This is a genomic window from Wolbachia endosymbiont (group B) of Melanostoma mellinum, assembly GCF_947251465.1.
Taxonomy (GTDB): Bacteria; Pseudomonadota; Alphaproteobacteria; order Rickettsiales; family Anaplasmataceae; genus Wolbachia.
The window spans coordinates 117,831-144,498 of record NZ_OX366366.1 but is presented as its reverse complement, the minus strand read 5'-3'; the positions used below and the strand labels follow the sequence as shown (position 1 = coordinate 144,498).

The window sequence follows — 26,668 nt, the reverse complement described above, 5'->3', positions numbered from 1 at the left end:
TACTTCTTTTAATTTGTGAATCTTACCTGATTTTATAATACAGTTCATCACTTTTCCTTAACTTAATGGCAGTGGTGACATTATCGACCTTTGGGCAGAAGTGCATAGAAAAAGTACTAGAACAGAGTTTACTGAAGTAATGGACTCTATAGCTGAATGGCTTGGTCATTTTAAAAAGATCAAAACTGACAAAACTGCAGGTAATCCAACTGCATATTGGGATTATTACGATGAAAACGGCCAAGCTATTGTTAGGGTCTATCGTTATGATGATAATAATGGAAAGCGATATCTTCCTTTTGATATAAAAAAATCTGACTTTGGTGCACCGAAGATAAGGCCACTCTATAATATTCCAGGTATTTTGAAATCCGATAAAGTTATTTTTGTTGAAGGGGAAAAATGTGCAGAAGCGCTGATAGAGAAAGGAATAACTGCAACAACAGCAATGTCTGGAGCAAATGCACCTATTGAGAAGACAGATTGGACTCCACTTAAAGGTAAACACATTATTATATGGCCAGATAATGATGAACCAGGTAAACGATATGCTGAAAATGCTGCAAAAAAGCTTTTAGAGATCGGAGTTGCATCACTTGTTAAGCTTAAGATACCACAAGATAGGCCGAAAGGTTGGGATGCTGCTGATTGTGTAAAGGAGGGTATAAGCATTGAAGAATTTTTAGCTTCAACTCCTTTACTTACTATTGATACCCCATCTACTGACATTCCAAATACTTCAAATATGAAAAGTTTAGAAAGATCTACAAAACAGCCGCTTAACATTTTAGACTGGAGTGTGAGTCGTTATTTAGGTTCAGTACCAATACAAAGGTTTCTTGTTGAAGGTTTATTTCCTTTAGGTGTTACCTCAATAGTAGCTGCTATGGGAGATACAGGTAAAGGTATGCTACTCCTTGACTTGGCACTTAAGGTTGCAAGTGATGCAGATCAGATATGTGGTTTTGGTTCCCTTGTTACAGAGCATGGATCAGTAGTGATTTTTTCAGCAGAAGATGATGCAGGTGAGATACACCGTCGTCTTGATCGTCTTGATCCTAGTAGCAAGAGAGCAGAATATCAAAATCGATTATTTATTATACCTATTCCAAATACGGGAGAGCCCTTTTCTATAGTGAAAAGCAACATGCGTGGTAAATGTCCTGAAACTTCAGATAAATTTGAAGACATCTGTAGACAATTAGATAAAGTAAAAGATCTAAAACTAATAGTATTTGATCCACTAGTATCATTTGTCCATGCTAATATAAACTCAGACCCAGAAATGGGATATTACGCAATGGGGTTACTTGCAAACTTAGCAAATGAAACAGGAGCAGCTGTAATTGTAGCACATCATATGAGAAAACCCAAGTGCAGTGAACCGATTACGACTGTGGAACAGGCAAGAGATGCGATAAGAGGTACAACTGCACTTGTTGATGGAGTTAGGTGTTCTTTTGCATTATGGCCTGCTTCAAAAGAGCATCAGAATACTGTGTTTAATACATTAAAGGTTAGTAAAGTTAATAATGCAGTATACCAAGGAGCTATAGTTAAGTCTAATGGAGCAACAGATAGGAATATAAGAACTTACTTACGCTCCTCAACTGGCTTGCTTGAGGATATATCTGAGGAATTTAAGCTTGGAAAATTATCTGATGAATACTTAAAAAAGATACTGATGCAAGCTATTGCAGTGTCAGCAGAAGAAGGTCATCCGTTTACTCATACAGGTGGACCAGGAGTGTTTCAACAACGGCATAGATTACCATCTGCATTTCATGGTGTTAGTAGGCATAGACTTGAACGTTTAGCACAGGAACTATTAAACGAAAGAAAAATAGTAAAAGGTATGGCTACAAACTCAAAAGAGGATAAATGGCTTGATATCAAAACTGGTTCTTTTGCCAGAGGAGAAGGTAAGTTTAAGCTAGGTGCAGGAAGGTTTGAAATAGGTAACTTCTAAAAAATACTTAAAGCTCACTTATGAAAGTTTTGTGGGTTCATTTTGTCTCTCTGAAAGTAAGGTTTTAAGAACAAAAAATGAATTCCACACGACCAAATTTCCATGATTTCCGGAAAATTTATCAAGATTTGGAAATTAGAGTATATTCACACTTAAACTATTGAAATTCGTTGATTTTTAGCCATCTAATATAAGAAATATTACGTTTCCATTTCCAAAAAATTTAGCTAATTTGGTAACACTCAAACCCGCTACAGTGGCTGATTTCCACTTTCCGAGAATCTTATATATTATATATATATAAATAATAATAAATGATATAATAATAAACTAATATAAAATACAATAACTATAGTAATGGTTCATAGTAACTTTTGAGCAAAAAGAAAGAAGTTTGGAAAAGTAGTCACTAATAGAAATACAACACAGAGACAAAAATACGAAAAACCTACTATTGCATTTTGAACAACTTGAAAAAAAAGATGAAGGACCTAAAAGTGAAAGACAAAACAATTTATAATAGCGTTTTAAAAAGACTCTATGACCCAAGGGTACAAGTTATACCACCTTGACCTAAGTTACTCATGTAGGGTAGCTTAAAACTCGATTACGAGGTACTTCTAAATTATTTTTTACCCCAAACTTTTATTTACTACAAGAAACCCTAAAACTAGTCTATCATGTTTTTTTGTTGGTTGCAAAGAAAATTTTTCAAACTTAAAGAACAAATGGTTAGTAGACTTTTTGAAACGTTATTTTTGCAACAGCCAACTTATGTCACTTCTATCATAGAGAGGGTAACAAAATACTCCTACCTTTTAAAACGTATCCGTTCAGAGGTGTGGTTTAAGAAACAACAGCTAGCAGGTTTTGAAAAGGGTTTAATTCCTTTTGTTTCCAAGTCAGATACAACGAAATTATCCGCTCAAGAAATCTATTCCCTCGCTCTGACTGTGCAAAATATGAATTCTTACGATAGACAACATAATGCCGTATCTGTCGCTCAACATGGTTATTCGTTAATGGAATATTCTCTGGGTCATCCAAAAATGTCCACATCATTGACTCGGATTTTATAATACCCTTTACCGTTCGTGAAGCTCCTTTTGCTTCAAGTATATAAGATATTTTTATCATGCAGTACTGTATGTATCTTCGTAATTCTTTAGCTTGCTTAGTGAACTTTGAAATACTAATTTCATTTTCTGACAAAGCGTTTTTTAATACAAACAATCCATTAGCTGCGTCTTTTAAACAATGGCCAAGTCTCATTACTTCACTATTCCAACTATGAGATAACCTCTCGAAATTTCTCAATAAGTGAGCCCAACAAATTTGTCGTTTTTCATCACTGAAGTGGTTGTAAACTGCATATCTGTCAGTAATTACCAGGTTTTTGTAATCACAAAATGCACTATTCTTTAAAAATTTCATTCCTCTTGTATCTGCTAACTTCATAAGACTTGCTTTATTGTTGGCAAACATCCAGCACCATCCCAATTTGCCTTTGTTGTAGTGACTGGTTTCATCAATATGCAAAATTTCGCTTGCTTTTATTTCTTCCTCTATTTGTTCATAGGCTTCTTTACATTTTGACGAAACCCTTGCTTCACTATTGGACACACTACCAACACTTATACTCATGTTAAAGATGTCTTTCATAATATTCGCTATTTCTCGCTTTGAATTCTTATAAAACCCACTTAGTGATGCAACTACTGACTTAACTCTAGGACCAAAGGTATCCGGTGTAACTCCTTCTGGTAATTTGCTACTCCTTCTTTTTCCGCATTTACGACAGCGACCATGTTCTAATTGATACTCAACTACGTAAGGCTTAATTTCTGGTAAATCAACTTTTTGATAGACATATGGTTTTTCCGATATTGCGATTTCTTCACCACACTCGCATCTATTTGGTAACTCTACCTTCACCACCTCATCTGCTTCCATTTTAGCTCGGCAATTCCCCTTATGTCCAACTTGACCACCTATCTTCCTGCCGCCCTCTGACTTATCTTCTGGTGTGTCTTTTTTTATTTTGTACAGCTCTTTTGAACTTGGTAAAGATGAATTCCTTGAGTTTAAGCCGAGTCTCTCTCTTAGTTCAGCATTCTCTATTTCTAAGATTTTATTTTTTTCTTCAAGCTTTGCTACTTTCTGCTCTAAGTTTTTACATAACTCTACAATACTGATCAACAATTGAAGCATCTAGCCTTACTTTACTATCAACATTTTGTGTTATTACTACTTTAATATATTATGTCAATTGTTTTTTATCCTTGCCACACCTCTGAACGGATACTTTAAAACGCTTTAGGAGGTCCTTACAACACTATTTGTAATTTAGATATAAAAGTTCGTCTTTTTTTAATTAACGCGTGTAGCTCCCCTAAAAACTCGAATAAAAGGCATCTTTAGTAACCCAACTATTGCAAAATAAACTTACTGGTAAGTTTAACACATTTTTTACACTTTGCAAAGAAAATTCTTCAAAAAAGATTGAACGACTTGTGGTGAGTATAAGGGTTTAATGGAGACTATATGAGAATACAACAACTTTTATTGCAAACCTCTGAGCAATTGATTGCAAAACTCTCAGTAATGAAATCAGCAAATTGTAGATGAAGCTCAAGGAAAAAAGTTACTGCCATAGAAGAAGAAACAGAAGCTACAGAACTCTTAACCCGCTTAATAGTTCAAAATGGAGACAAAGATCTAAATTTATTTATTTACGTCTCCAATTTTATCGCGTATAATGGAGACAAAGATTTATGTTTTCACTATTTATTGGCAGATAGGGCTTTCTAAAGGGTGGGTCACCCCCCTTGAAATTAAAATAAAAGCAAGATGTCAAACATAGATAGCTCAACTACAAGCTGGTTTTTGTTGTAGTTATTTTCTCACTTTCTTTACTTGCTTTAATTAATTCATCAAAGTCAGATTCATGTAATTTATCTTGTATAACTCTATACTTTTCGTATTCTCCTTCAGCTAGAGCTTTTGCAACTTCAGCACTAACTTTACCAGCATCTTTAAGCACTTCATAATCATTGAACAATAGAAATGCATCCAACTTTTCAACCCAATTCTGCATTTTCATTAGCCGATGCTTTCTTGCTTGAAGTTCCGCATAATCTAGATACATCGAAACAATATGATTTAGTTCACTCAACTCTTTTTCAGTCAAATAGTTTTTTGCAGTACTCACATCACTCTTATGAATTTTGTTGCCAGAACCATCTTTCCATGTAGTTAGCCCCATATGTGGCTTTTCGTGATCAACTCGAGAACATATCAACTCTGCTGCAGTTAAACCATAAATTGCCCAATATAATTTATTTTGTACTTTTGCGTAAAATTGTCTTGTTATATCCGAATGTGGATCATAATCTGCAGAGCATTCAGCATAAATATCTGTAATCTTCTGGTAAAATCTACGTTCGGATGCTCGTATTTCCCTGATTTTTTCAAGTAATTCATTGAAGTAATCTTTGCCAAACTTTGGGCCGTTTTTTAGCCGTTCACTATTCAATACAAATCCTTTGATGATAAAATCCCTCAAAACTTTTGTAGCCCATACTCTGAAAGATGTAGCCTTTTTAGAATTAACTCGATAACCAACAGCTATGATTGTATCTACATTATAAAATTGCGTCGGGTAATTTTTACCATCTGCAGCAGTTACCTCAAAAGTGGAAACAACTTCTTTTTCTTGTAATTCACCAGATTCAAATATGTTCTTTATATGCTTACTAATAGCCGGCAGTTGCACATCAAATAATTCAGCCATCCTTTTTTGCGTAAGCCAAAGATTTTCATCTCTGCATAAAACTTCAATTTCTATATTTCCACCTGGGGTAGTATAAAATACAATCTTATTCTCATCCATTATCTATCTCCTATAACTTACAAACAAACCGTTAATGAAGTTTAAGGAATTTAACCAATTAATTGTCTTTACTGCAACCAAATTCTTTAAAACGTCTTTAGAGGGCTATTATAACTTATTAATGAGCTAGATAGAGGGGGATATATGTTTTATCAAAAATCCATTTGACCTCTTCTCAGCTCCAATAAACAGTTATTTCCAAAATGGAAACAACTCAAATAGTAAGATGTCTAGGAGTTCCGTTTAGCGGATTCTTAAAGCTCTTTAATTTCTGAGCTACATTCAAATTATTTTAACTTTTTTTCAGAAAATCCCGGAAAAAGTAGCAAGAAATCCGGTATATATATTATAGAAGGGCATTGAGTGTAGATGTGCTTCAAACACAAAAGTCGGCAAACGAACAGAGTAGAAAAGATTGAAGAAAGCAAAAGAAACGAGATAGGTTTTTGGTGAGTTGCGTAATTGAGAATTTATATTTTTTTAAATAAGACAAAAACTGTATTTTAAAGCTAGATGTGACTTTAGGGTAAAATATACTACTTTTACTTCTCGTCAACACAGTTAACGAACTACCACAGTAAAAGGGTTAATACGGTAGCCATAATCTTTACGTGATGATCCAGGCCAACCAACTGTTTGAATCACATCATTACGTTCGATGTTTAATCCTAACTTTTTAGCTAAAGTGGTTTTTATTGTTCTTTGGATTGTGTTTATTGGTTTTCTAATGTAATGTTCTGGATCTGCTTCTGGATCAAGATTTAGGCGCTTTTCTATTTCAGTTATGCGAAGCAACATGTGTTTTTCAGGAGGTAATTCTTTTTTACAATCATTCAAAAATTGTTCAAATAATACGCGCAAAACTTTCATACATGCTGCAGCTTTCTTATTTAGAATCTCTATATTGTTTACGTAAAGCGAGCCCTCTATCAATTGCAACTTTAATAATTCCTTCTCTTTAGGAGGTTCAATTAGATTAAGTGCAGTATGTAAGATTTGCATTGAAGTATTTGGTATGAACTCTAGTACTCCTCTTTGTGCTGCTTCTTGGAATACTTCAATTAAAGTCTTATGCTGAAAGAAAAGGTCAACCATTTTTACTGTGGGCAAATCAAGAGGTATGTTTGATGGATTTTTTCTCAGTATTATTAATACAGTTGGATTAGCTTTAAGCTTATCTATCGTTAAGAATGTTGGATTGGTGCAAAAATCAAGTATGATTAAACTTACAATCTTACCTTGTCCACCAACATGATAAACTCCACTTTCCACTTTTTGCCACATAAAATTTGTATCACTTAGCTGACCTTCAAACCAATTCATAAATTTCTCTGGGTTTAAATATGCAGATAAGCGGTGAAATCTTTGCTTCTTGTAGGTATTAGGTAAAATATCACGGTTGCAGTTTTCACAAATTATATTATCGCATGCTTCGTTAAAGTCCTCATCAATGAAAATCTCATTGTTACAGTATGGATCAACTATATTGGGCCAATCTAATTTATCTTGTCTACGAGAGCAGATAATGTAAGACCTCTCTTGCATCTGAATTAATTTAAGATCTGACAAATACCTTGCTGCTTTGATGTAATTTTGATTTGGGTTAACCCAAGAGCTGCCAGAATTAAGAAGATCAGAGATTTGCTCTTGGCAAGATTGTAAGACCATAAAATTGTTTTATGTATGCTTTAAAATCCTCTCTTTCCCTTTTATTCAGAGGATGTTCAGAGTAGTAAATTGCTATGTACTCATCACTTCTCTTGAAAAATAAGCCTATCTTTTTACCTTGAAATATTACTTTAATCGACTCTATCAATGGCACTATGTCTCCTACAAATGGCTTTAAAACATGCAATTCCGGTGCAATAGGATCATATGGAGCGACAGTCAAAGTGATATTAGTATAGCTGTAATTGAAACGATTTGACTGAAACTTTAACTCAAAAACACGAATATTTGAATCAGATTCATTAATACAAGTTTCTATAAATTTATGCACCTGTTCCGCGAAGTTTTTATCCTGCACATCTACAAAAATACATTCGCAGCCAAAGTAACAACTTGCAATGCTATTTGCTATTTCTATAGCTTGATCAATATTTCTAGCACCAAGATCTACCTGAGTACCATTTAGTAGAAAATCCAAAATCATCCACTCTGCCTTATGGCCATGAATAACTTTGTTTGAATTTAACAACAAATCTATATCGCTAGCTTTGCGTATTAACACATATAAACGATTCTGATGATAGAAGAAACCTTGTAGTTGATTCTCGAAACTGTCATTTCTCTTAATGTTATCTTCTTTCAGTATTTGTTGTATGATTTCCTCTGAGATAAAGTCTTTAAATGGAGTACTTGGTCGTCTTGGTATTTTTTGTAAGGCAAAAGACATGAAACTCTTTCTTTGTATTTTTTCAAAGTGATAGACAGACTTTAAAAGATTGTAATCTGCATGAAACAGTAGAAACAGCAAAGACTTCTTATCATATTTATTATTATTTTTTACAAGGTAGGATTTCATGAGTTCCGTAGTTAATGCAGATCTTGCAATTTCACTGACAGTAACTTCTAGTTTTGCACGGTCAAAACAGGTAATCAAGTAGTAAGTAACGAGAGAATCGGAATAATTAGCAATCACTTTACGTTTGTATTGTACAGATGTATTATCGTAACTTTCATCATCAAAGAGTTGAGCATTTAATTTATCTTTAAAGGAGTTTTGAAAAATAATATTTAATTGCTTACCAGAAAGTGAATCTATCCAAGACTGACGTATTTTTGTATTGTGAAAACGATCAAGCAAATGGTCAACAGGGACTTCTAAATCATCTTCCCAAAATTTACGATTTGGATAAATGTTCATAAGAAACTAACCACACCATAATAACATAATAGACTACTTAAATAGTTAAGATAGAAATCTGAAAGTCTTGACCAATAATTATGCAAGGACTGTTTACTGATTTTTAACTAAGTTTTTTCTAAAAAGTTTGCTTAAGAAGAAGATTTTTTGGACAAAAATTTTCCAAATCCTGAATATATATTATATAGGCTTCACGTACTCTAGCGAAACAAATTCTGAATATAAATGTCAATCCTAACACTGGACCTTGGCAAACAAACGGGCTGGGCAATTCTAACAGATGGAGTAATTGAAAGTGGAAGCAAAAGCTTTCATGGTAGCCGTTTTAGCGGAGGTGGCATGTGCTTCTTGAATTTTCGTAATTGGCTTAATTCTTTGAAGGACATTTCTGCAGTGTATTTTGAGGAAGTAAGAAGACATCTAGGAACTGATGCAGCGCATTGCTATGGCGGTTTTCTCGCAGTTCTGTCTGCTTGGTGTGAAGAACATCATGTGCCGTACAAAGGTGTTAATGTTAAAACTATAAAACGCTTTATAACAGGCAAAGGCAATGCAAGTAAGAGTGAAGTTATTGAAGCTGTAAAGAAAAAAGGTTTTTTGCCTAAAGATGATAATGAATCTGATGCTTTAGCATTAATGTTTTACGCTATGAATCTCAGTAAAGATTTTAACACATTAAAAATACCGTAAAAGCGGGTCCTTTCGGCCATACTGGCGGGTTTGGTGGGTCAGACCCCAAGCCTTCTTTAGCGTCAGAGATATTTTAAATATTAACTTTTTAATTAGCACAGTAATTATATGAATTTAGCAATCCACTATTATCCTACTCAAAATCTCATCGAATATGAGCGTAATCCACGTAAAAATGACGATGTAGTAAATAGAATGTGTGCTTCTATTCGAGAATTTGGCTTTCGTATACCAATAGTTGCAAAAAGTGATGGTACTGTGGTTGATGGTCATTTAAGACTTAAAGCAGCAAGAAAACTTGGTATGGAAAGTATACCAGTGGTCTTAAGTGATAATTTAAATGAACCACAAACCAAAGCTTTTCGGTTACTGGCCAATCAATCAGCTAATTGGGCAAAGTGGGATGATGATCTTTTGAGAGTGGAAATTCAAGAGTTAGAAGATTTGGAGTTTGACCTTAAAATGACCGGATTTGAGTTAGAAAAAGTTCAACGGTTTCTCGATGATTTTGATGGTGAAAAAGAAGATCTTTCTGATTTAGCTGTTGATGACAAAAAAGTAACAAAACCAGGTGATCTATGGATTTTAGGTGATCATCGAATCTATTGTGGTGATAGCTCTGTAGTTGAATCATATAAAGCGCTGTTAGATGATAAAATGGCAGATATTACTGTGTGTGATCCTCCGTATAACGTAGCATATGGTAACAGTCAAGAGAGAGAAGACAAAAAGATATTAAATGATAATCAAGGTGAAAAGTACGAACTTTTTCTCTATGATATTTGCACTCATATTTTAGCATACACCAAAGGAGCAATTTACATCTGCATATCATCATCAGAGTTTTCAACGTTGCAAAAAGTATTTGAGGAGGCAGGAGGAAAATGGTCAACTTTTATCATTTGGGCAAAGAATCACTTTACGCTAGGCAGATCAGATTATCAAAGACAATACGAAGCAATGCTCTATGGATGGAAAAGCGGCAATAAACGTGAGTGGCATGGGGGTAGAAATCAAAGTGATCTGTGGTTTTATGATAAGCCAACGCACAATACACTACACCCAACGATGAAGCCAGTAGAGCTAATGGAGAGAGCAATAGTTAATAGCAGTAGACCTGGGGATATAGTACTTGATCCATTTAGCGGCTCTGGAAGTACACTGATTGCATGCGAGAGAACAGGAAGAATCTGCAGAACAATAGAGCTAGATTCAAAATTTGTAGATGTAACCATAAAACGTTGGCAAGTATACACGGGAAGAGATGCAATTTTAGCCGGTACTGGTAAAACCTTTTCAGAGACTCAAGAAGAAAATTCGTAAAAAGGAGCGAAAAGAGAGGAGGAAAAGAGTGGAAAAAATCACGCAGACGGAATGGGCAAGAGAGATAGGGGTATCAAAGCAATATGTCTGTTATTTAGTAAAAAAAGGAATAGTTGAGTTGGAGGATGGTTTGATCAATAGAGAACAAGCAAATGAAGCGGTGGCAGCAATAAGAGATCCAAGTCAGCCACTGAGGAGGAAAAATCCAGAAAACGAAAATACAAGTAACCTTTCCACGATGTTGCTAAAAACTAGAATAAAAAATGAAATGGAACGAGGTAAACTTCTTGAGGCAAAAGCTAGGGCTGAGATAGGAGAACTTGTAGCAGTAGAAGAAGTAAAAAGTGAGGCATTTAACGTAGCAAGAGTTGTCCGTAATAATTTGCTTAATATTCCAAATAGAGTTTCAGCACTGCTTGCATCACTGAGTGACACTGAAAAGATTCATATGGCGCTAACCGAAGAGATTACAAACTCATTACAAGAATTATCTAATATTAAGTTTTAAATAATGTCTGCTAACTTAAGTTTAGAATTAATAAAGTGTCTCATTAATCAGCAAGGAGTGGATGTAAATGTTAGAGGATTAAATGGAAAGACACCGCTACATTATGCAGTAGAAATTAACGAGCTTAGTATGGTTGCGCTCTTACTAAATAGGAAAAATATTAATCCACTGATCACTGATGATGATGGTAAAAGTGCGCTCTCTTGTGCAAGAGAAGAGATATTACAAGCACTAATCAATCACAAATATGGATTGGAGAAAGATAGCTTACTTCATTTAGCTGCGATGTTGAATGAAGCAAATGCTGTAAGGTTTTTACTCAACAAAGGAGTTAATGTTAATGAGCAGAATGCTTTACTACATACACCGTTACATTTAGCGGCAGGAGCTGGGCATGAAGGGATAGTAGAAATTTTAATTAGAGAAGGAAATGCGGATAAAGATGTTCTTGACGTGAGAAATCATGCAGCAATGCATTATGCAGTAAACAATAAGAAGCTAGAAGTAGTAAAATTACTTTCAAATCTTGGTGCGAATGTCAATATAGCTGGTAGCGGCAGAAATGCAATGAAATTATCTCCTTTGCACGTAGCTATAAGTGGCAGTAATTACGACGAAAGAGACTTATGTTTAGATATTGTAAGATGCTTAATAAATGTTCCTAATGCTGGAGTTAATTTACAAGACTATGAAAATAAAACACCACTACATTACGCTGAAAGACTTAAAACAGTAGAAGTATTACTAACCCGAGAGGATATAGATCCTTTGATTAAAGATGATAATGGCAAGACACCATTTTGTTATGCAAAAGAAGAGAACAAATCTGAAATAGTAAAAGCTTTAATAAGTAATAGGTATGGAGTAGAGAAGAACAATTTACTTCACTTAGCAGCAAAAAAAGGATATGGGGAGATTCTAGGGGCGATTTTAAAAGAAGGAGTTGAAGTAGATGTTTTAAACGATCAAGGAGAATCAGCAGTATATCTTGCTGCAATAAATAGGCATTTTAATATAGTAAAATTACTGCTAAAGAAAAGAGCAGATGCTACAGATGTTTTTGAGTACGCAATAACAACAAATAACGTAAAACTGGTAAAGTTACTAAACAAGGAAAAGGATATAGTTTTATTTGGAAAAAATGACAACTTTCCAACATTTCATTTATTGAGCAATAAATATTTTGAAGAAAGAAAAATAGCAGATAAAAAAATAAAGAAATATACCAATATCATCTGTGTTTCTACAACAGTATGTGCAATAGCGATAGTGGGAATTTACCCTAACATTATAGCTGCAGTAATGGTGGGAATAGTTGCGCTCATAGCTGCAATAATGATGAGTAATTTGACTCAAAAGTACTTAGAAGAAGCGCTTGAAAAGAAAATGTTTACTGAACTCGAAAGTGAGAAAACAAGTAGTCCTAATTTAAGTGATGTGGAAATATCATCTAGTGATGGTGAAGAGCTAGCGATATGATATACGCTACATCATTTTCTGAAGGTTTAAAACCAGATCCAGAGCTTAAAGTATCAGAGTGGGCAAATGAGTATCGAGTTTTAGCAGCAACTGCAGCATCAGAACCTGGTAAATGGAGAACAGAAAGAACGCCTTATTTAAAAGAGATAATGGACTCTCTATCACCATCTTCACCAATTGAAAAAGTAGTGTTTATGAAAGGGGCACAAATTGGAGGAACAGAAGCTGGTAACAATTGGATTGGCTATATCATCGATCAAACACCAGGACCAATGCTAGTAGTACAGCCAACAGTTGAAATGGGAAAGCGTTGGTCAAAAGGAAGATTTGCACCGTTAATAGAGAGTACGCCATGTTTAAAAAGTAAAGTAAAAGACCCAAGATCAAGAGATTCAGGCAATACTGTACAAAGTAAGGAATTTCCAGGTGGAATAGTAGTAATAACCGGAGCAAATAGCAGTGTAGCACTGAGATCTATGCCAGTAAAATATCTCTTTCTTGATGAAATAGATGCCTACCCAGGAGATTCAGGAGGAGAAGGAGATCCAGTTTTACTCAGCATAGCCCGAACTAATACATTTGCACGACGAAAGATTTTTTTAGTATCAACGCCAACGATTCATGGAATAAGCAGAATTGAGAAAGAATTTGAAGCAACAGATAAGAGATATTTTTTTGTTCCCTGTCCGTATTGTAATTACTATCAAGTTCTAAAATGGTCACAAATAAAATGGGAAGATAAAAATCCAAGTACAGCACACTATATATGTATAGAATGTGGTGAAAAGATAGAAAATCATCAAAAGACAGAGATGCTTGAACGTGGAGAATGGAGAGCTACAAATCCAATGAAAGGTGAGAAAAAAGGATTTCATCTTTCAAGTCTTTATAGTCCAGTAGGCTGGTATAGCTGGACTCAAGCAGTAGAAGATTTTCTCCATGCAAAAGAAAGTGAACAATTACTGAAAGTTTGGATAAATACTACGCTTGGAGAAACTTGGGTAGATAAAGGAGAAGTACCTGATTGGAAGCAATTATTTAACAGGAGAGAATTTTTTCCCGTAGGCACAGTACCTAGGAGAGAAGTGGTGCTTACTGCAGGAGTAGATGTCCAAAAAGATCGGTTAGAAGTAGAAGTTGTAGCATGGGGAAAAAGCCGTGAAAGTTGGTCAATAGACTACCGAGTATTTGAAGGAGATACAGGAAGTGGAGAAGTATGGAAAAAGCTTTCAGAGCTGTTAAATCATCATTTTATCGGTGAAAATGGGCTTGAATACATGATAAGTATGATGGCGGTTGATGCTGGGTATGCGACACAAGAAGTATACAATTGGGTAAGAGGTCATCAAGGCTCTGGAAGAGTAATGGCAGTGAAAGGTGTAAATAAAGCTCTAGTACCACTTAGCAGCCCAAGTAGAGTAGATATAACAGTTGGTGGTCAAAAGCTAAAAAGAGGAATAAAGCTCTGGCCAGTGGGAGTATCGATATTAAAGTCAGAGCTTTTTCAGCTACTTAATATTTTAAAAGAAGAAGAGAAAGTGCCAGCAGGATATTGTCATTTTCCCGAATATGCACCTGAATATTTTAAGCAGCTAACGGCAGAGCAATTAGTCAGCAAGGTAGTAAAAGGATACACCAAACAAGAGTGGCAAAAAGTAAGAGAAAGAAATGAAGTACTAGATTGCCGAATTTATGCGAGAGCAGCATCTATTGCGCTTGGAATTGATCGTTGGCCAGAGAGTAAATGGAATAGTTTGAGTGGAAAAATAGAAAGTAAAAAACCTAAGAAAGTAAGACAGAGTAAGTGGCTGGAAAATGTATAACGAAGAGTATTTAGTTCAAGTCGAAGAAGCGATAAAGAAACTACAAAACGGAGAGCGAGTAGTATCAATTGCATATGGTGACCATGTGGTGAGATATGCTGAAGTTCAGATAAATGACTTGCTGAATTTACGGCAACGTATTAAGGCTGAACTGAAAGTTGCAGGTATGAAGCCTAAACGAAAGATTATTTTTGCAACAAATAAAGGAATTATATGAGGAAAAATTTTCTGAGAAAAGTTGTAAAAGAGGAATATTCTGAATTTTTAGAGCAATTAAAAACTTTTATAAAACTATGGGAGAATAGAGAGAGTCCAGTAAATGGAATAATAGATTTGTCACATTGGCAAGAAAATGTGGATTTTGAGTTAGCTAAAGAGAATGGTATAGTTGGAGTAATTCATAAGGCAACGCAAGGAACAGGGTACATAGATACAAAATACAAAGAAAGAAGAAAAGAAGCTGAAGACTTGGGTCTATTATGGGGTTCATATCATTTCGGTGTAGGGGAAGATGGAAAGGATCAAGCAAATCACTTTTTGAATACAGTGGGTAAAACTAAAAATACAATTGTTGCTCTTGATATTGAAGAGAACGAAAGTGGAAAAAATATAGAACCAAGACAAGCAGAAGATTTTATTAAAAAAGTTCAAGAAGAAACAGGGCGTTTACCTTTAGTGTATGGAGGTGCTAATTTTTTGAAAGATTTTGCCACACCAATTTTGACGAAATGTCCATTATGGATAGCAAGATATGGAGATCAACCTGTTTTACCGCAAGGCTGGAATAAGTGGATTTTATGGCAATACACCGAAGGTAAAAATGGTCCAGAGCCACATGAAGTAGAAGGAATCGGAAAATGTGACAGAAATAAATTTAACGGCACATTAAAAGAATTAAGAGAATTTTGGTTAGTATGATGCTGAAAAATTTCAAACAACTATTTAGCAAGCCAAAAATCAAAAGCTCAGCGTGGGATGCAGCAGGTTCAGGAAGAAGATTTTTTCACTTTCAACCAGAGTTAGGAAGTATAAACAATTTGCTGTCTCAAAACCTTGAAACTTTACGTAGTAGATCACGTGATATGGTAAGAAAAAATCCATATGCAGCAAATATCATTGATACGATAGTGAGTAACTCTATTGGAACAGGAATAAAGCCGCAATCAAAAGCAAGAGATGGAGAATTTCGAAAGAAGGTGCAAGAATTATGGCTAAGATGGAAAGATGAAGCAGACAGTAACGGAGTAAGTGATTTTTATGGATTACAAGCTCTGATATGCAGAAGTATGATAGAGGGAGGAGAATGTTTTGTACGTTTAAGAACGAGAAAGCTGGAAGATAGATTTTCTGTACCATTACAACTGCAAGTACTTGAGTCTGAACATTTAGATAATAAAACAAATCAAACTTTAGGAAATGGTAATGTAATAAGAAACGGGATTGAGTTCAATAGACTTGGGCAAAGAGAGGCATATTACTTATTTAGAGAACATCCAGGAGAAGGCTCATTTGGAGAATCAGTGAGAGTACCAGCAAATGATGTTTTACATATTTATAGACCTTTAAGACCTGGGCAAATTAGAGGAGAGCCATGGCTTTCTAATATACTGCTAAAGCTTTATGAACTTGATCAATACGATGATGCAGAATTAGTAAGAAAAAAGACAGCAGCGATGTTTGCAGGGTTTATTACGAGACTTGATCCTGAGGCAAATATTTTAGGTGAGGCGCAAGCAAATGAGCAAGGAGTAGCATTATCAGGTTTAGAGCCAGGAACAATGCAGCTTTTAGACCCAGGAGAGGACATAAAATTTTCAGAGCCATCAGATGTTGGAGGAAGTTATGAAGCATTCATGAGACAGCAGCTAAGGGCAATAGCAATAGGTACAGGGATAACATACGAGCAACTAACAGGAGATTTAACAGGCGTTAATTATTCATCAATCAGAGCTGGATTAATAGAGTTTCGTCGTCGATGCGCTATGCTGCAACACAACATTATGGTATTCCAGTTTTGCAGACCAGTATGGAATAGATGGCTAGAACTTGCCACTTTATCTGGAGAGCTTCCTACAACAGATAATCAAATATTTAAAGATGTAAAATGGATACCGCAGGGATTTGATTGGGTTGATCCTTTAAAAGATCAGCAAGCACAGCAAATGGCAGTAAGAAATGGATTTAAGAGTCGATCGGAAGTAGTATCAGAAATGGGTTATGATGTAGAAGAAATTGACCAAGAAATAGCAGAAGATCAAAAGCGTGCTAATTCTTTTGGACTTTGTTTCGATTGTGACGTTAATGTGCCATAAAATACAATAAGGGGAAGAAGGTGATGTGGATAAATAAACCAATAATGGTAGAGAGAAGAAGCTTTGAACTACTATCATTATATAACAGCAAACAACCTATCTTTAAGAATTTAAAGCATTTTCATATAAACCCAAAAGGAATAGCAATAATACGTATTTATGGAGTTTTGACAAAAAAAACAGAAGCTTTTGATCATATTTTAGACATGACTTCGTATGAAAATATTCATGAAGAGATAGAGAGTGCTTTAGAAGATAAAAGCATAGAGACGATTCTACTTGACATAGACAGTCCCGGAGGGGAAGTAAACGGTGTCTTTGACCTAGCTGATTTTATTTATGAATCAAGAGCAAAAAAGAGAATTATTGCAATAGCAAATGATGATGCATATTCTGCTGCATATGCTATAGCTTCTAGCGCTGAAAAGATTTTTCTCACCCGCACTTCAGGAGTTGGGAGTATAGGAGTAATAGCAAGTCATATAGATCAAAGTAGATTTGATGAAAAGCAAGGTATTAAGTACACCACAATCTTTGCTGGTAGTCGAAAGAATGATTTAAACCCACATGAGCCAATGACGTCTGAAAGTCTGGAAAGTTTACAAAAAGAAGTAGACCGACTATATGAAATGTTTGTGCAGCTAATAGCACGAAATCGAAACCTTTCTATAGAAGCAATCAAATCAACGGAAGCAGGGCTATATTTTGGGGAGAAAGCAGTAGAAATAGGTCTTGCAGATGGAGTTACAACATTTTTTGAATTTATCAATAATCATAGGAGTGTTAGTATGACAACTAATGAGTTAACTGAGGAAGGCTACGAGAACTGTCGTAGAGAAATTTTAGAGATAATAAGATTATGTAATGTATCAAAGATGCCAGAAAAGATAGGAGAATTTATTGAGCAAGGCGTAAGTGTTGAGCAAGCCAGGGAAGTTTTAATGGAATTACTTGCAGAGAGAACGAAAAAGACAGAGATACTGAGTGCAATACCACAGAATTCGCAGGAAGATTTGATGACACAGGTAGCGAAAAGTCGGTGCATTTAAATTTTATAACCGCCATATATAGTGCTCTGCGGTAAATAAGTGTCCAAAATGTGCCATAATGGCTAATTATAAGGTAATAACCGCGGTGTATAGCAGTTATAAACACGGCGGTAAAAAAATAAAAAAAGGAGAGAAAAAGACATGATAAGTATAACTGAAGGAAATAATTTAGGCGATCTTTTAAAATATGAAGTGTCCAACCTATATTCAAGAGACCAAATAACGGTAGCAAAGGGTCAAAATCTGAAGCTAGGGACAGTTGTTGGTCGTGATAAAGACAACATGATTAGGATAATAAATCCAATTGCCACAGATGGCACACAAACAGCAATAGGTGTAATAACAAGTGATGTAAATGCGACAGAAAATGCCAAAGCAGTAATCATTACACGTATAGCAATGCTAGCAGATCATGCAGTTGTATGGCCAGCAAATATCACTGAAGAGCAGAAAACTGCAGCAATGAAGCAACTTGAAGGACGAGGGATCATTATCCGTAAAGCAGTCTAAGGCTATATTAAACAATAAAAAAACACAAAGGGGGAAAAGAAAAAATGCAAAATCCATTTACAAATACAGCATTTAGCATGACGGCACTAACAAATGCGATGAATATATTGCCGATAAATTATGGACGAGTTGAAAATTTAAATTTGTTTCCAAGTAGGTCAGTAAGATTTAGACATATTACCATAGAAGAACACAACGGAGTTTTAAGCCTATTGCCAACGCAAATTCCAGGAGCACCAGCAACAGTAGGAAAAAGAGGAAAAAGAAAGGTAAGAACATTTACGATTCCACATATTCCACATGATGATGTAGTGTTACCAGAGGAAGTACAGGGAATAAGGGCATTTGGATCAGAGAGTGAACTTAAAGCGCTGGCAGATGTAATAACCGATCATTTGCAATTGATGAGAAACAAACATGCAATAACATTAGAGCATTTGCGAATGGGAGCGCTAAAAGGAATAATTTTAGATGCTGATGGGTCAGAATTATTAAATCTGTACAACGAATTTAAAATTACACCAAAAGTAGTAAATTTTGCACTAGGAACTGCAACAACTGATGTAAAACGTAAGTGTCTGGAAGTACTCCGGCATATAGAAGATAATCTAAGTGGTGAATATATGACAGGAGTTCATGCCTTGGTAAGCCCTGAGTTTTTTGATGCACTAACTTCGCATAGTAAAGTGAAAGAAGCATACGAGAGATGGCAAGAAGGAGCAGCTCTTCGGAATGATATGAGATCAGGATTTACGTTTTGTGGTATAACATTTGAGGAATATAGAGGGCAAGCAACTGACCCTGAAGGAACCGTGAGAAGATTTATTGAGAAAGATACAGGGCACTGTTTTCCAGTAGGAACAGCAAGCACATTTACAACATATTTTGCACCAGCAGATTTTAATGAGACAGTAAATACTCTTGGACAGCCACTATATGCAAAGCAAGAACCAAGGAGGTTTGATAGAGGGACTGATTTACATACGCAGTCAAACCCTCTGCCAATGTGTCACAGACCTGGGGTATTAGTCAGGGTTGTTGCAACATAGGTAGAGCAATTATAAAGCAGTGTGAGGCAGAAGAATGCTTTACCTCTTCTTAGCATGTAAATGTTAGTATATAACGGAGAAATGTGCAAGAAAATATTAAGCGATTATTTAAAGATTGTTTTGCCCATTTAGGAGAAGTGGCTTTATATAAATCAAAGGATAAGTCATATATTGTACAGGTATTAAAGCAACAGCCAGATAAATTATACGAGATTGGTGAAGGACAATTTGTGGGAGAGATGCTTTTTCTTGAGGTAAGCATTTTTGATATACTGAGGCCAATTGTAGGAGATATTTTTGTTATAGGTGATTGCAAATACAAAATACACACACCACCACTTAGAGATAAATCTGGAATGGTCTGGCGAATCGAAGCGTATGGGGTGTAAAATGTCTGTGCATATAGAAGTTGAGGTAATAGAAAGTGTAAATGCTAAAAGAAAAAAAATAGAATTAGCAATAGTGAGAGCGTTAAACAGAACAGCACTATGGCTAAAATTGAAGACAGCAAAAGAAATTAGTGAGGAAAAGAAAAGTTTGATAAGAAAGAGATTAAGAATTTTTAAGGCGAAAACTAGCAGATTAGAAGTGTTAATTAGAGCAAATCTCTATGACATTAGAGCATCGACAATTGGCAAAATACAAAAAACAAGAAGAGGATCGAAAGTAGGAAAGCATGAGTTTATAGGAGGATTTGTAGCAGTTATGCCAAAAGGAAATAGCGGTATGTTTAAACGTGAAGGAAGAGCAGCATTGCCAATAAAGGAAGTAAAACTACCGCTGGAACCAGAAGGCTCAAGAATAATAAAAGACCTTGTTAATTATGAGAGTGAGAGAGAGTTTGAGAAATACTTTAAGCATGAGCTAAACTATATTTTAAAGATATGACAAAGTTCTGGACAGATTTACATCAAACAATTTGCAGCACACTGAAGGAAGAAATACCGTCTATACAGACATGTGAAATTTATCCATCGATAAGAAAAGAATTATTAGCGCCAGCGTTATTTGTAGAGCTTGTGAGTTTAGAATCGGGAAAAGATCCAGGAACAGAAGAATTAGCACTGAAAGCAAGATTTGAAGCACGAATTGTGATTGATAGCACAATAGAAAATGCAGCTATTATTGTCAGAACATTAGCAGCAGAAGTAGCAAGAGTAGTAAATAAAAATACTTGGAACGTGAAAAATGTTTCACCAGGAGAATTTATATCAGGAGGAGGAGATGATTTTAGGCCAGAATTAGATGCATATCTCGTGTGGATGGTTGAATGGGTGCATACAATACACGTAGGGCGATCTATTTGGAAAGAAGGAAAATTTATGCCACACAAAATAGAAATCGGTGAAATAAATGTTAGAAAATAATTTTGCAATTTCGGAACTACAGAGGAAAATGGCCAACATTGTTCGTATAGGAGTTGTAAAAGAAATAGATTATGAAAAAGCAAAAGTAAGAGTTAAAATAGGAGAATTTTTAATAGATTATTTACCATGGATAACGAGCAAAGCAGGAAAAGATAGAGATTGGTCTCCACCAGATATCGGTGAACAGGTTATGATATTTTCTCCTCTTGGCGAATTATCGTTAGGAGTGGTGTTAGGAGGGATATACCAGGAAAAATACCCTGCATCAGAGAATAAAAAAGAGGTGAGTAGCTTAACATTTCAAGATGGAACAAAGTTGTCATACGATAAAGATAAACATCATTTAGAGATTGAAGTAGTAGATAAAATAACACTGAAAGCTGGAGAATCGAGTATAGAAATGACAAAAGAAAGAATAAAACTTAAGGGAAGGAGAATAGATCTAAACTAGCATATGGGTAAAGCAATCGTTTGTGTAGGGGATAATTGTACAGGAATACCGGTTCATGTTTGTATGAGTGGAAGTGAAGACGTATTTGTAAATAGTAGATCTGTGTGTCGTAGGGGTGATATCTTGACTATAGGGGAGACACTAACGCAAGGGTCAAACAGCGTATTTGTGAACGGTATGGGAGTAACAAGAACAGGAGACTTGGTATCGTGTAGTTTTAAAGTGATAGGTGTTAGCAAAAATGTATTTGCAGAATGAGAGGCATGAATGCTAGCACGGGAAAGGAATTGGAAGGAATAGAACATTTAAAACAATCAATTACTGATATTTTAACCACTCCTATTGGATCACGTATTATGAGAAGAGAGTATGGTTCTCGATTATTTGAATTAGTAGATAAGCCAATAAATAGAGATTTAACTTTGGAAATCTATGGAGCAACAGCAGAAGCACTGGGGAAATTTGAGAAGAGATTTAAGTTAGAAAAAGTAAAAATAACAGAAGTGAAAGAAGGAAAAGTAACGCTTGACCTAGAAGGATTGTACTTACCAAGTGGAAAAAATATTCGCTTTGATGGAGTTGTGGTATAAAGATGGAGCAGCCTAACATTATTGAGCCACTGAACTTCGAAGAAATTCTGTCTCGGATGAGGGAAGAGTTGGTGAAGCGTGACGCAAGTTTTACAGCATTAGTTGAAAGTGATCCAGCGATAAAGATTCTGGAGGTAGCAGCATGGAGAGAACTTTTGCTCAGACAAAGGATAAACGAAGCTGTAAAGGGTAATTTACTTAAATTTGCGATAGGAGAAGATCTTGATAATTTGGCTGAATTTTATGGAGTAGAGAGAGAAAAAGAAGAAGATGACGAACGATTTAGAAAGAGGGTAAAAGCAAAAGTAAAAGGCTGGAGCACATGTGGGAGAAAGGAGTATTATAGGTATTATGCACTGTCAGCAGATAGTAGAGTAAAAGATGCACTAGTGGAATCACCTATACCAGGGAAAGTACAAATTTCAATCTTATCAACAAAATTATCCACAACTGGCATAGTGTCAGAAGAGCTACTAGAAATTGTAAAAAAGCAGGTTACTAGAGATGATATAAGGGTTTTAACCGATACAGTAACAGTGATAGGTTGCAATATTACGGAAATAGATATTCACAGCAGAATGAGCATAAGTCCTTTAATATCAGAGGAAGAAATCAAGAAGCAGTTTATTGAGAAGTTTGAATTAGCAAAAAGATTAGGGTGGAATGTTACAAGATCATGGATAATAGCAAATTTATTTGTAGAGGGTGTAGAAAACGTAGAATTAATCGAACCAAAAAAAGATGTTGTTGTAGCAGGCAATGAGTGTGCCAAGTTAGAAAATTTGAGAATTGAACTGGTGAGGAAAAACTGATGCTGCTTCCACCCAATGCCACAAAACAAGAACGTACAATAATTGAAGCAATAGATTACAAAGTTGATTCGAGCTGCATTAAGGGATTTAAATTTAGCTTTAAAGAAGAGTTATTACCATGGCTAATAGAAGAATATGGTTTAGAAGAGATACTACGTTGGGTAAAAAACAAAAGAAAAGCCGTAGAAGAAGGGATAAAATTTCAAAGACTTAGAGGAACGCTCGCATCATTAAAAATAGCTCTTAAATGGGCAAATATAGATGAGATTACAATTATTGAAGAACCACCTGGTAAACACTTCTTTGAGCTGCAAATTGGTATAAAGGATGTTCCAAATGACTTTTTTGTTGATGCCGCTATAGAGCTAGCAAAACTGTCACTTCCAGCAAGATCGCGATTAATGAGAATTTTTAATGACCATTACAACGTTGATAGGTTTATATTAGATGAAAGCTTTTTTGGAAGTTTGTTATCGGATTACTCAGGGATAAAAATTGAAAAAGATGGACCAGTACTGTCATTTGGTAGAATAAACTTTTGCAGTTCTAGAGGTCTGTTAGTAGAGATTGTAGACAACTATTTAAGAGAGCATTACGAACAAGCATTTAATGATGATGTATATCGATTAGATGTAGCAGTACTTGGAGAAACAGAGCCACATACCAAAAACTACAGTGGAATATATGAACGAAGTCACCTGTGGTACAATTTCAAAGCACTATATTCATTACCACAGAGCTTACTACCACCAATAAAGTTTGCCAAAGCACAGATTGTACTGTCAGATCAACTATGTTTTTTAAAATTTTTTGAATTTAGTTTCATTACAACTTTTGTTTGTAATTTTGTTTTTTATTCGAGTAAAAAGTGCATTTTTGACAATAAAAACCCTAACTTAATCATAGAAAAATTTTGTATCAAACAACAGTTACTGCTTAGATCTTATGGTTAACGAATATGTGTATAAATACTTTAAATGTGTGTAGACGTATTTATCCACATATTCGTTAACCTATTTTCTATGCAGATTTTTTTAATTCACATTGACTGCTTCTTTAAGCCTCGCATTGGCAATTACTATGATTTTACGCATTAGAGCTGTCATAGCCACCATCTTCTTTTTACCTTTACCAACAAGCCTTGAATAGAAGGCACCAAGCGCAGACTTAGACCTTGAAGCAGACATCGCAGCTGTAAAAAGCTTTTCACGAACGTTGCTTCTGCCACCACTTATTCTGCGATAACCAATAGTTTTACCACTTTCTTTCGGATGAGGTGCAACTCCAGCAAGACTTGCAATTTCTCCCCTACTTACATAACCAAGTTCTGGCATTAGACACAGAAAATCTTGAGATAATTTTGCACCTATTCCTGGAACTGTTTTAAGGATTTTTTGGCGCTTTTGTAACTCTGGATTCTCATCAATAATTTTTTGTATGGTATTGTTGAGCTCATCTATCTGGCTATTAAAGAATTCAATAGTTTTCTGACAGCTTTCTTTTATATGGTCGTTTTCAGGTGCTGCAAGCCTAGATTTCTCTTGAGCTCTCATTTTTGTAATGTCATCACGACGTTGACAAAGTGCAACTAAGGTTGTTTGTTCTTTTGACATAGGTGCAAATAGAGATAGAGTACTATAGCGTTCAAACCCATACTGAGCAAGGGCTCTTGCATCTGATTGATCAGACTTTGCTAAAGTTCCATGAGATAGAACAAAGCTTTTTACTTTGCGAGTATTAGCTCGATGTACAGCAATATCTTTATCAACAAGAAAATGTGCTAAGCCAAGCTCATATTTTCCAGTGTTTTCCAGAGTTACTAAAGAATTAGGTAAGATATTTGAAAAATCTTGAAACAATTGTTGCCAGCCAGCAGTATCATTGTCGAATTCGACAGCGTTCTTCTGTTTGTGAACTGCAACAACATTTTTAAATTTTCCAATATCAATGCCAATAAAATTTTGATAAGATGTAATCATAATAACCTCGATTAGTTTTAATTAATTTAAGATTGTAAACGGGTGCATACATATGTCCCATGCAACTATTCAAACGTATCGAGAGATGGGCTAGTGTACCTTGATCCGAACGGTTATAATACCAACAGTTGGTCGGTCGCACACGCCCGTGATAACTCTATTCCTATAGTGAGTAGGGTTATCTTCCCTCTTATCTCCTTTATATCATATTTTTAACTTACAATAGCTGGAAATTAGGAGAAATAAATAGCTGTTTTTCTCTTTGTTATCAAGAAGAGATAGGAGGCACACTTTTCCTTGGTAATGATAAACTTTCTGATCAGCTATGGAACTTGGAATACAAACCAATTTTGGAAAGATTTAATATCAGCTATGAATATGAAGCAAAGAATCTTACTGATCAAAAGGTTGCGAAAGCTAATTTAACGGAATATCACGTTAGTTGCGAAAATGATAGAAGTTCAGGAAAAGAAGATTCGATACACGAATTAGAAAAACACATTTTAGTATTTTACCCAGGAGTACTGAAATGGCACGAACATCGACATTTGCACAGAAGTTGGAAAAATAGTCAAGCAATATGTGTAATAAGTTAAGTACTTATATTTAGATTCTCATATATTATATTAATAATAGGTTAAAATGTATGAAATAAAAAGAAAAGGACTTGCTTTCTCATGCTAAAAAGGACATGACTTGAATAGCGGCAGGTAAATATAAGAAATTTGTCTGGCGCTAGAAAAGCTAATTTTGTGAGGTAAGTATGAAGTTTAGCAAGAGTAAGTTTTTTAAAGAAGTATCAAGTAAAAACATTAATAAAAGAAATGAAGAAGGAGAGACGATCTTGCATCAAGCAGTAGAAATCTCTGATTACAAAACAGTGAGATTATTAATAAAAAAAGGATCAGAGGTAAATGCAAGAGATAAAAAGGGTTATACACCACTACACTGTGCAGTATTTGCAAAAAGTTTAGAAAATGTAAAAGTGCTGCTAAGGTCGAGAGCAGAAGTAAATGCCACTCAATATGTCACTGGATGTACGCCACTCCACTCTGCATGCAAAATAGGAGGAGTTGAAATAATAAAAGAGCTAGTAAAGGCAGGAGCTGAGGTTAATCAACTGAATAAATATGGTGCAACACCAATGTATTACATATGGGAAAGTGAAAAGTATCGTCTATGTGATAGCAAAGAGAGTGAAAAAGCAAGTAAATTTTTGAGAGAACAAGGAGGAGTAACAAAAAGTAGAGAACTGACATGCTATGGAATAGAGAGGCTAGTGGGAGAAATAGCAGACATGTTGAATGGGAGTTATTTGCCAGAGTTAAAAATAATAGAGATAGAAGAAATAAGGAAGAGAGACAAATCACTGATAAAGGAAGAATGTAAAAATTTAGCAAGCAAAATAATGAGCCAAGTGAACGAAATGATAGATGAGGTAGCGAAAAGGAAGGTTTAAAAGAGGGATTTAAATTTAAAGAAAAGGCGAGGTGGATTATGTTAAAGCTTGGCAAATTTAATAAATCAGCAAAAGAATTATCAGAGAACTCATATAAAAATATTTATGCAAGAGACGAGAATGGAAGAACAGCTCTGCATTATGCAATAGACGCAAAAACAGTGAGTTTATTAGTTGAAAAAGGAGTGAATGTGAATGCAGCAGATGTGAAAGGATACACAGCACTGCACCTAGCGGTAACGGAGAAACGTCTAGAAACAGTTAGAGAATTGATAAAGTCAGGAGGGAATGTAAATGCGGAAGAATATGGAAATAAATGCACGCCGCTGCACCTTGCATGTATGGTGGGGAAAGTGGAAATAGTAAAAGAGTTAGTGGAAGCAGGAGCAGAAATAGAGCAAGCAGATAAATTTGGAATGGCAGCAATGGGTTATGCGAAAAATAGTAAAGAGATAACCGAGGTATTAAAGAAAGAAACAGAGAGAATTGAAAAGTTATTTGAACAGCAAAGTGGGAAATCTTCTATGAGAGGCTAAAAGC

General features: G+C 35.2%; 27 protein-coding genes and 1 pseudogene. 23 read left to right on the top strand and 5 right to left on the bottom strand.

The window, feature by feature from the left end; all coding sequences use genetic code 11:
• Nucleotides 1–73 precede the first annotated feature (73 nt).
• A pseudogene (locus OPR42_RS00645) lies at nucleotides 74–1,969 on the top strand (AAA family ATPase); the annotation flags it as partial.
• 846 nt (nucleotides 1,970–2,815) lie between these two features.
• On the opposite strand, the gene tnpC reads toward OPR42_RS00645, so the two are convergent.
• The 4 genes from tnpC to OPR42_RS00625 all read right to left on the bottom strand — a co-directional run bounded on the left by tnpC (nucleotide 2,816) and on the right by OPR42_RS00625 (nucleotide 8,727).
• Nucleotides 2,816–4,168, bottom strand: a complete 1,353-nt coding sequence (tnpC, locus tag OPR42_RS00640; RefSeq protein ID WP_264330462.1) for an IS66 family transposase — start codon at nucleotides 4,166–4,168, stop codon at nucleotides 2,816–2,818.
• A gap of 673 nt (nucleotides 4,169–4,841) precedes the next feature.
• Nucleotides 4,842–5,861, bottom strand: coding sequence for a virulence RhuM family protein (locus OPR42_RS00635; RefSeq protein WP_265035217.1), 1,020 nt, complete (start codon nucleotides 5,859–5,861; stop codon nucleotides 4,842–4,844).
• A 561-nt stretch (nucleotides 5,862–6,422) separates the two neighbouring features.
• Nucleotides 6,423–7,529 (bottom strand): hypothetical protein, encoded by a 1,107-nt coding sequence (locus tag OPR42_RS00630; protein WP_265041508.1) that lies wholly within the window; start codon nucleotides 7,527–7,529, stop codon nucleotides 6,423–6,425.
• Nucleotides 7,495–8,727, bottom strand: coding sequence for a hypothetical protein (locus OPR42_RS00625; RefSeq protein WP_265041507.1), 1,233 nt, complete (start codon nucleotides 8,725–8,727; stop codon nucleotides 7,495–7,497). Before OPR42_RS00625 ends, OPR42_RS00630 begins: the two co-directional genes overlap by 35 nt.
• Before the next feature lie 225 nt (nucleotides 8,728–8,952).
• Between OPR42_RS00625 and OPR42_RS00620 the strand changes: the two genes are divergently transcribed.
• The 19 genes from OPR42_RS00620 to OPR42_RS00530 all read left to right on the top strand — a co-directional run bounded on the left by OPR42_RS00620 (nucleotide 8,953) and on the right by OPR42_RS00530 (nucleotide 23,643).
• The gene (locus tag OPR42_RS00620; RefSeq protein WP_265041505.1) at nucleotides 8,953–9,417 is read left to right on the top strand and encodes a crossover junction endodeoxyribonuclease RuvC; all 465 of its coding nucleotides are present in this window, start codon (nucleotides 8,953–8,955) and stop codon (nucleotides 9,415–9,417) included.
• Nucleotides 9,418–9,525: 108 nt separating this feature from the next.
• Nucleotides 9,526–10,740, top strand: coding sequence for a DNA modification methylase (locus tag OPR42_RS00615; RefSeq protein WP_265041503.1), 1,215 nt, complete (start codon nucleotides 9,526–9,528; stop codon nucleotides 10,738–10,740).
• 28 nt (nucleotides 10,741–10,768) lie between these two features.
• The gene (locus OPR42_RS00610; protein ID WP_265041501.1) at nucleotides 10,769–11,248 is read left to right on the top strand and encodes a hypothetical protein; all 480 of its coding nucleotides are present in this window, start codon (nucleotides 10,769–10,771) and stop codon (nucleotides 11,246–11,248) included.
• A 3-nt stretch (nucleotides 11,249–11,251) separates the two neighbouring features.
• Nucleotides 11,252–12,727 (top strand): ankyrin repeat domain-containing protein, encoded by a 1,476-nt coding sequence (locus OPR42_RS00605; protein ID WP_265041499.1) that lies wholly within the window; start codon nucleotides 11,252–11,254, stop codon nucleotides 12,725–12,727.
• Nucleotides 12,724–14,550, top strand: coding sequence for a phage terminase large subunit family protein (locus OPR42_RS00600; RefSeq protein WP_265041498.1), 1,827 nt, complete (start codon nucleotides 12,724–12,726; stop codon nucleotides 14,548–14,550). The genes OPR42_RS00605 and OPR42_RS00600 overlap by 4 nt, the downstream gene beginning before the upstream one ends.
• Complete coding sequence (locus tag OPR42_RS00595; RefSeq protein WP_265041497.1) at nucleotides 14,543–14,767, top strand: gpW family protein; 225 nt, start codon at nucleotides 14,543–14,545, stop codon at nucleotides 14,765–14,767. Before OPR42_RS00600 ends, OPR42_RS00595 begins: the two co-directional genes overlap by 8 nt.
• On the top strand, nucleotides 14,764–15,468 hold the full coding sequence (locus OPR42_RS00590) for a glycoside hydrolase family 25 protein (RefSeq protein ID WP_265041496.1): 705 nt from the start codon (nucleotides 14,764–14,766) through the stop codon (nucleotides 15,466–15,468). Before OPR42_RS00595 ends, OPR42_RS00590 begins: the two co-directional genes overlap by 4 nt.
• Nucleotides 15,465–16,862, top strand: a complete 1,398-nt coding sequence (locus OPR42_RS00585; RefSeq protein WP_265041494.1) for a phage portal protein — start codon at nucleotides 15,465–15,467, stop codon at nucleotides 16,860–16,862. Before OPR42_RS00590 ends, OPR42_RS00585 begins: the two co-directional genes overlap by 4 nt.
• Before the next feature lie 23 nt (nucleotides 16,863–16,885).
• Complete coding sequence (locus OPR42_RS00580; protein ID WP_264687479.1) at nucleotides 16,886–17,911, top strand: S49 family peptidase; 1,026 nt, start codon at nucleotides 16,886–16,888, stop codon at nucleotides 17,909–17,911.
• A gap of 141 nt (nucleotides 17,912–18,052) precedes the next feature.
• Nucleotides 18,053–18,421, top strand: a complete 369-nt coding sequence (locus OPR42_RS00575) for a head decoration protein (protein ID WP_265041492.1) — start codon at nucleotides 18,053–18,055, stop codon at nucleotides 18,419–18,421.
• Between the two features lie 44 nt (nucleotides 18,422–18,465).
• Nucleotides 18,466–19,470, top strand: coding sequence for a major capsid protein (locus OPR42_RS00570; protein WP_265041491.1), 1,005 nt, complete (start codon nucleotides 18,466–18,468; stop codon nucleotides 19,468–19,470).
• An 83-nt stretch (nucleotides 19,471–19,553) separates the two neighbouring features.
• Complete coding sequence (locus OPR42_RS00565) at nucleotides 19,554–19,859, top strand: head-tail joining protein (protein ID WP_264376406.1); 306 nt, start codon at nucleotides 19,554–19,556, stop codon at nucleotides 19,857–19,859.
• Between the two features lies 1 nt (nucleotide 19,860).
• Entirely contained in the window at nucleotides 19,861–20,358 is a 498-nt protein-coding gene (locus OPR42_RS00560; protein ID WP_265042348.1) for a phage tail protein, read from the top strand.
• Nucleotides 20,355–20,837 carry a hypothetical protein gene (locus tag OPR42_RS00555; RefSeq protein ID WP_265041490.1) on the top strand — a complete coding sequence of 161 codons (483 nt, stop codon included), beginning with the start codon at nucleotides 20,355–20,357 and terminating at the stop codon, nucleotides 20,835–20,837. Before OPR42_RS00560 ends, OPR42_RS00555 begins: the two co-directional genes overlap by 4 nt.
• Nucleotides 20,824–21,288: a phage baseplate assembly protein V gene (locus OPR42_RS00550; protein ID WP_265041489.1), complete on the top strand. Its 465-nt coding sequence runs from the start codon at nucleotides 20,824–20,826 to the stop codon at nucleotides 21,286–21,288. Before OPR42_RS00555 ends, OPR42_RS00550 begins: the two co-directional genes overlap by 14 nt.
• A 3-nt stretch (nucleotides 21,289–21,291) precedes the next feature.
• Nucleotides 21,292–21,546, top strand: coding sequence for a PAAR domain-containing protein (locus OPR42_RS00545; RefSeq protein WP_015587734.1), 255 nt, complete (start codon nucleotides 21,292–21,294; stop codon nucleotides 21,544–21,546).
• Nucleotides 21,543–21,878, top strand: coding sequence for a GPW/gp25 family protein (locus OPR42_RS00540; RefSeq protein ID WP_265041487.1), 336 nt, complete (start codon nucleotides 21,543–21,545; stop codon nucleotides 21,876–21,878). Before OPR42_RS00545 ends, OPR42_RS00540 begins: the two co-directional genes overlap by 4 nt.
• Nucleotides 21,879–21,880: 2 nt before the next feature.
• Nucleotides 21,881–22,690, top strand: a complete 810-nt coding sequence (locus OPR42_RS00535) for a baseplate assembly protein (protein WP_265041486.1) — start codon at nucleotides 21,881–21,883, stop codon at nucleotides 22,688–22,690.
• On the top strand, nucleotides 22,690–23,643 hold the full coding sequence (locus tag OPR42_RS00530) for a phage tail protein (RefSeq protein ID WP_265041485.1): 954 nt from the start codon (nucleotides 22,690–22,692) through the stop codon (nucleotides 23,641–23,643). The genes OPR42_RS00535 and OPR42_RS00530 overlap by 1 nt, the downstream gene beginning before the upstream one ends.
• An 81-nt stretch (nucleotides 23,644–23,724) precedes the next feature.
• On the opposite strand, the gene OPR42_RS00525 is transcribed toward OPR42_RS00530, so the two are convergent.
• A complete protein-coding gene (locus tag OPR42_RS00525) occupies nucleotides 23,725–24,669 on the bottom strand; it encodes an IS110 family RNA-guided transposase (protein ID WP_264336326.1) in 945 nt (314 codons plus the stop codon).
• Nucleotides 24,670–25,001: 332 nt separating this feature from the next.
• Between OPR42_RS00525 and OPR42_RS00520 the strand changes: the two genes are divergently transcribed.
• The 3 genes from OPR42_RS00520 (at nucleotide 25,002) to OPR42_RS00510 (ending at nucleotide 26,664) form a co-directional block, all read left to right on the top strand.
• Nucleotides 25,002–25,265, top strand: coding sequence for a hypothetical protein (locus OPR42_RS00520; RefSeq protein WP_265041483.1), 264 nt, complete (start codon nucleotides 25,002–25,004; stop codon nucleotides 25,263–25,265).
• A gap of 167 nt (nucleotides 25,266–25,432) precedes the next feature.
• A complete protein-coding gene (locus tag OPR42_RS00515; protein WP_265041482.1) occupies nucleotides 25,433–26,128 on the top strand; it encodes an ankyrin repeat domain-containing protein in 696 nt (231 codons plus the stop codon).
• A 38-nt stretch (nucleotides 26,129–26,166) separates the two neighbouring features.
• Nucleotides 26,167–26,664, top strand: coding sequence for an ankyrin repeat domain-containing protein (locus OPR42_RS00510; RefSeq protein WP_265041481.1), 498 nt, complete (start codon nucleotides 26,167–26,169; stop codon nucleotides 26,662–26,664).
• Nucleotides 26,665–26,668: the final 4 nt, after the last annotated feature.

Coding starts and splice junctions, on each gene's coding strand:
- OPR42_RS00635 (WP_265035217.1), bottom strand. CDS start 5,861: ATGGATGAGAATAAGATTGTATTTTATACTACCCCAGGTGGAAATATA.
- OPR42_RS00630 (WP_265041508.1), bottom strand. CDS start 7,529: ATGGTCTTACAATCTTGCCAAGAGCAAATCTCTGATCTTCTTAATTCT.
- OPR42_RS00625 (WP_265041507.1), bottom strand. CDS start 8,727: ATGAACATTTATCCAAATCGTAAATTTTGGGAAGATGATTTAGAAGTC.
- OPR42_RS00620 (WP_265041505.1), top strand. CDS start 8,953: ATGTCAATCCTAACACTGGACCTTGGCAAACAAACGGGCTGGGCAATT.
- OPR42_RS00615 (WP_265041503.1), top strand. CDS start 9,526: ATGAATTTAGCAATCCACTATTATCCTACTCAAAATCTCATCGAATAT.
- OPR42_RS00605 (WP_265041499.1), top strand. CDS start 11,252: ATGTCTGCTAACTTAAGTTTAGAATTAATAAAGTGTCTCATTAATCAG.
- OPR42_RS00600 (WP_265041498.1), top strand. CDS start 12,724: ATGATATACGCTACATCATTTTCTGAAGGTTTAAAACCAGATCCAGAG.
- OPR42_RS00595 (WP_265041497.1), top strand. CDS start 14,543: ATGTATAACGAAGAGTATTTAGTTCAAGTCGAAGAAGCGATAAAGAAA.
- OPR42_RS00590 (WP_265041496.1), top strand. CDS start 14,764: ATGAGGAAAAATTTTCTGAGAAAAGTTGTAAAAGAGGAATATTCTGAA.
- OPR42_RS00585 (WP_265041494.1), top strand. CDS start 15,465: ATGATGCTGAAAAATTTCAAACAACTATTTAGCAAGCCAAAAATCAAA.
- OPR42_RS00580 (WP_264687479.1), top strand. CDS start 16,886: ATGTGGATAAATAAACCAATAATGGTAGAGAGAAGAAGCTTTGAACTA.
- OPR42_RS00575 (WP_265041492.1), top strand. CDS start 18,053: ATGATAAGTATAACTGAAGGAAATAATTTAGGCGATCTTTTAAAATAT.
- OPR42_RS00570 (WP_265041491.1), top strand. CDS start 18,466: ATGCAAAATCCATTTACAAATACAGCATTTAGCATGACGGCACTAACA.
- OPR42_RS00560 (WP_265042348.1), top strand. CDS start 19,861: ATGTCTGTGCATATAGAAGTTGAGGTAATAGAAAGTGTAAATGCTAAA.
- OPR42_RS00555 (WP_265041490.1), top strand. CDS start 20,355: ATGACAAAGTTCTGGACAGATTTACATCAAACAATTTGCAGCACACTG.
- OPR42_RS00550 (WP_265041489.1), top strand. CDS start 20,824: ATGTTAGAAAATAATTTTGCAATTTCGGAACTACAGAGGAAAATGGCC.
- OPR42_RS00545 (WP_015587734.1), top strand. CDS start 21,292: ATGGGTAAAGCAATCGTTTGTGTAGGGGATAATTGTACAGGAATACCG.
- OPR42_RS00540 (WP_265041487.1), top strand. CDS start 21,543: ATGAGAGGCATGAATGCTAGCACGGGAAAGGAATTGGAAGGAATAGAA.
- OPR42_RS00535 (WP_265041486.1), top strand. CDS start 21,881: ATGGAGCAGCCTAACATTATTGAGCCACTGAACTTCGAAGAAATTCTG.
- OPR42_RS00530 (WP_265041485.1), top strand. CDS start 22,690: ATGCTGCTTCCACCCAATGCCACAAAACAAGAACGTACAATAATTGAA.
- OPR42_RS00525 (WP_264336326.1), bottom strand. CDS start 24,669: ATGATTACATCTTATCAAAATTTTATTGGCATTGATATTGGAAAATTT.
- OPR42_RS00515 (WP_265041482.1), top strand. CDS start 25,433: ATGAAGTTTAGCAAGAGTAAGTTTTTTAAAGAAGTATCAAGTAAAAAC.
- OPR42_RS00510 (WP_265041481.1), top strand. CDS start 26,167: ATGTTAAAGCTTGGCAAATTTAATAAATCAGCAAAAGAATTATCAGAG.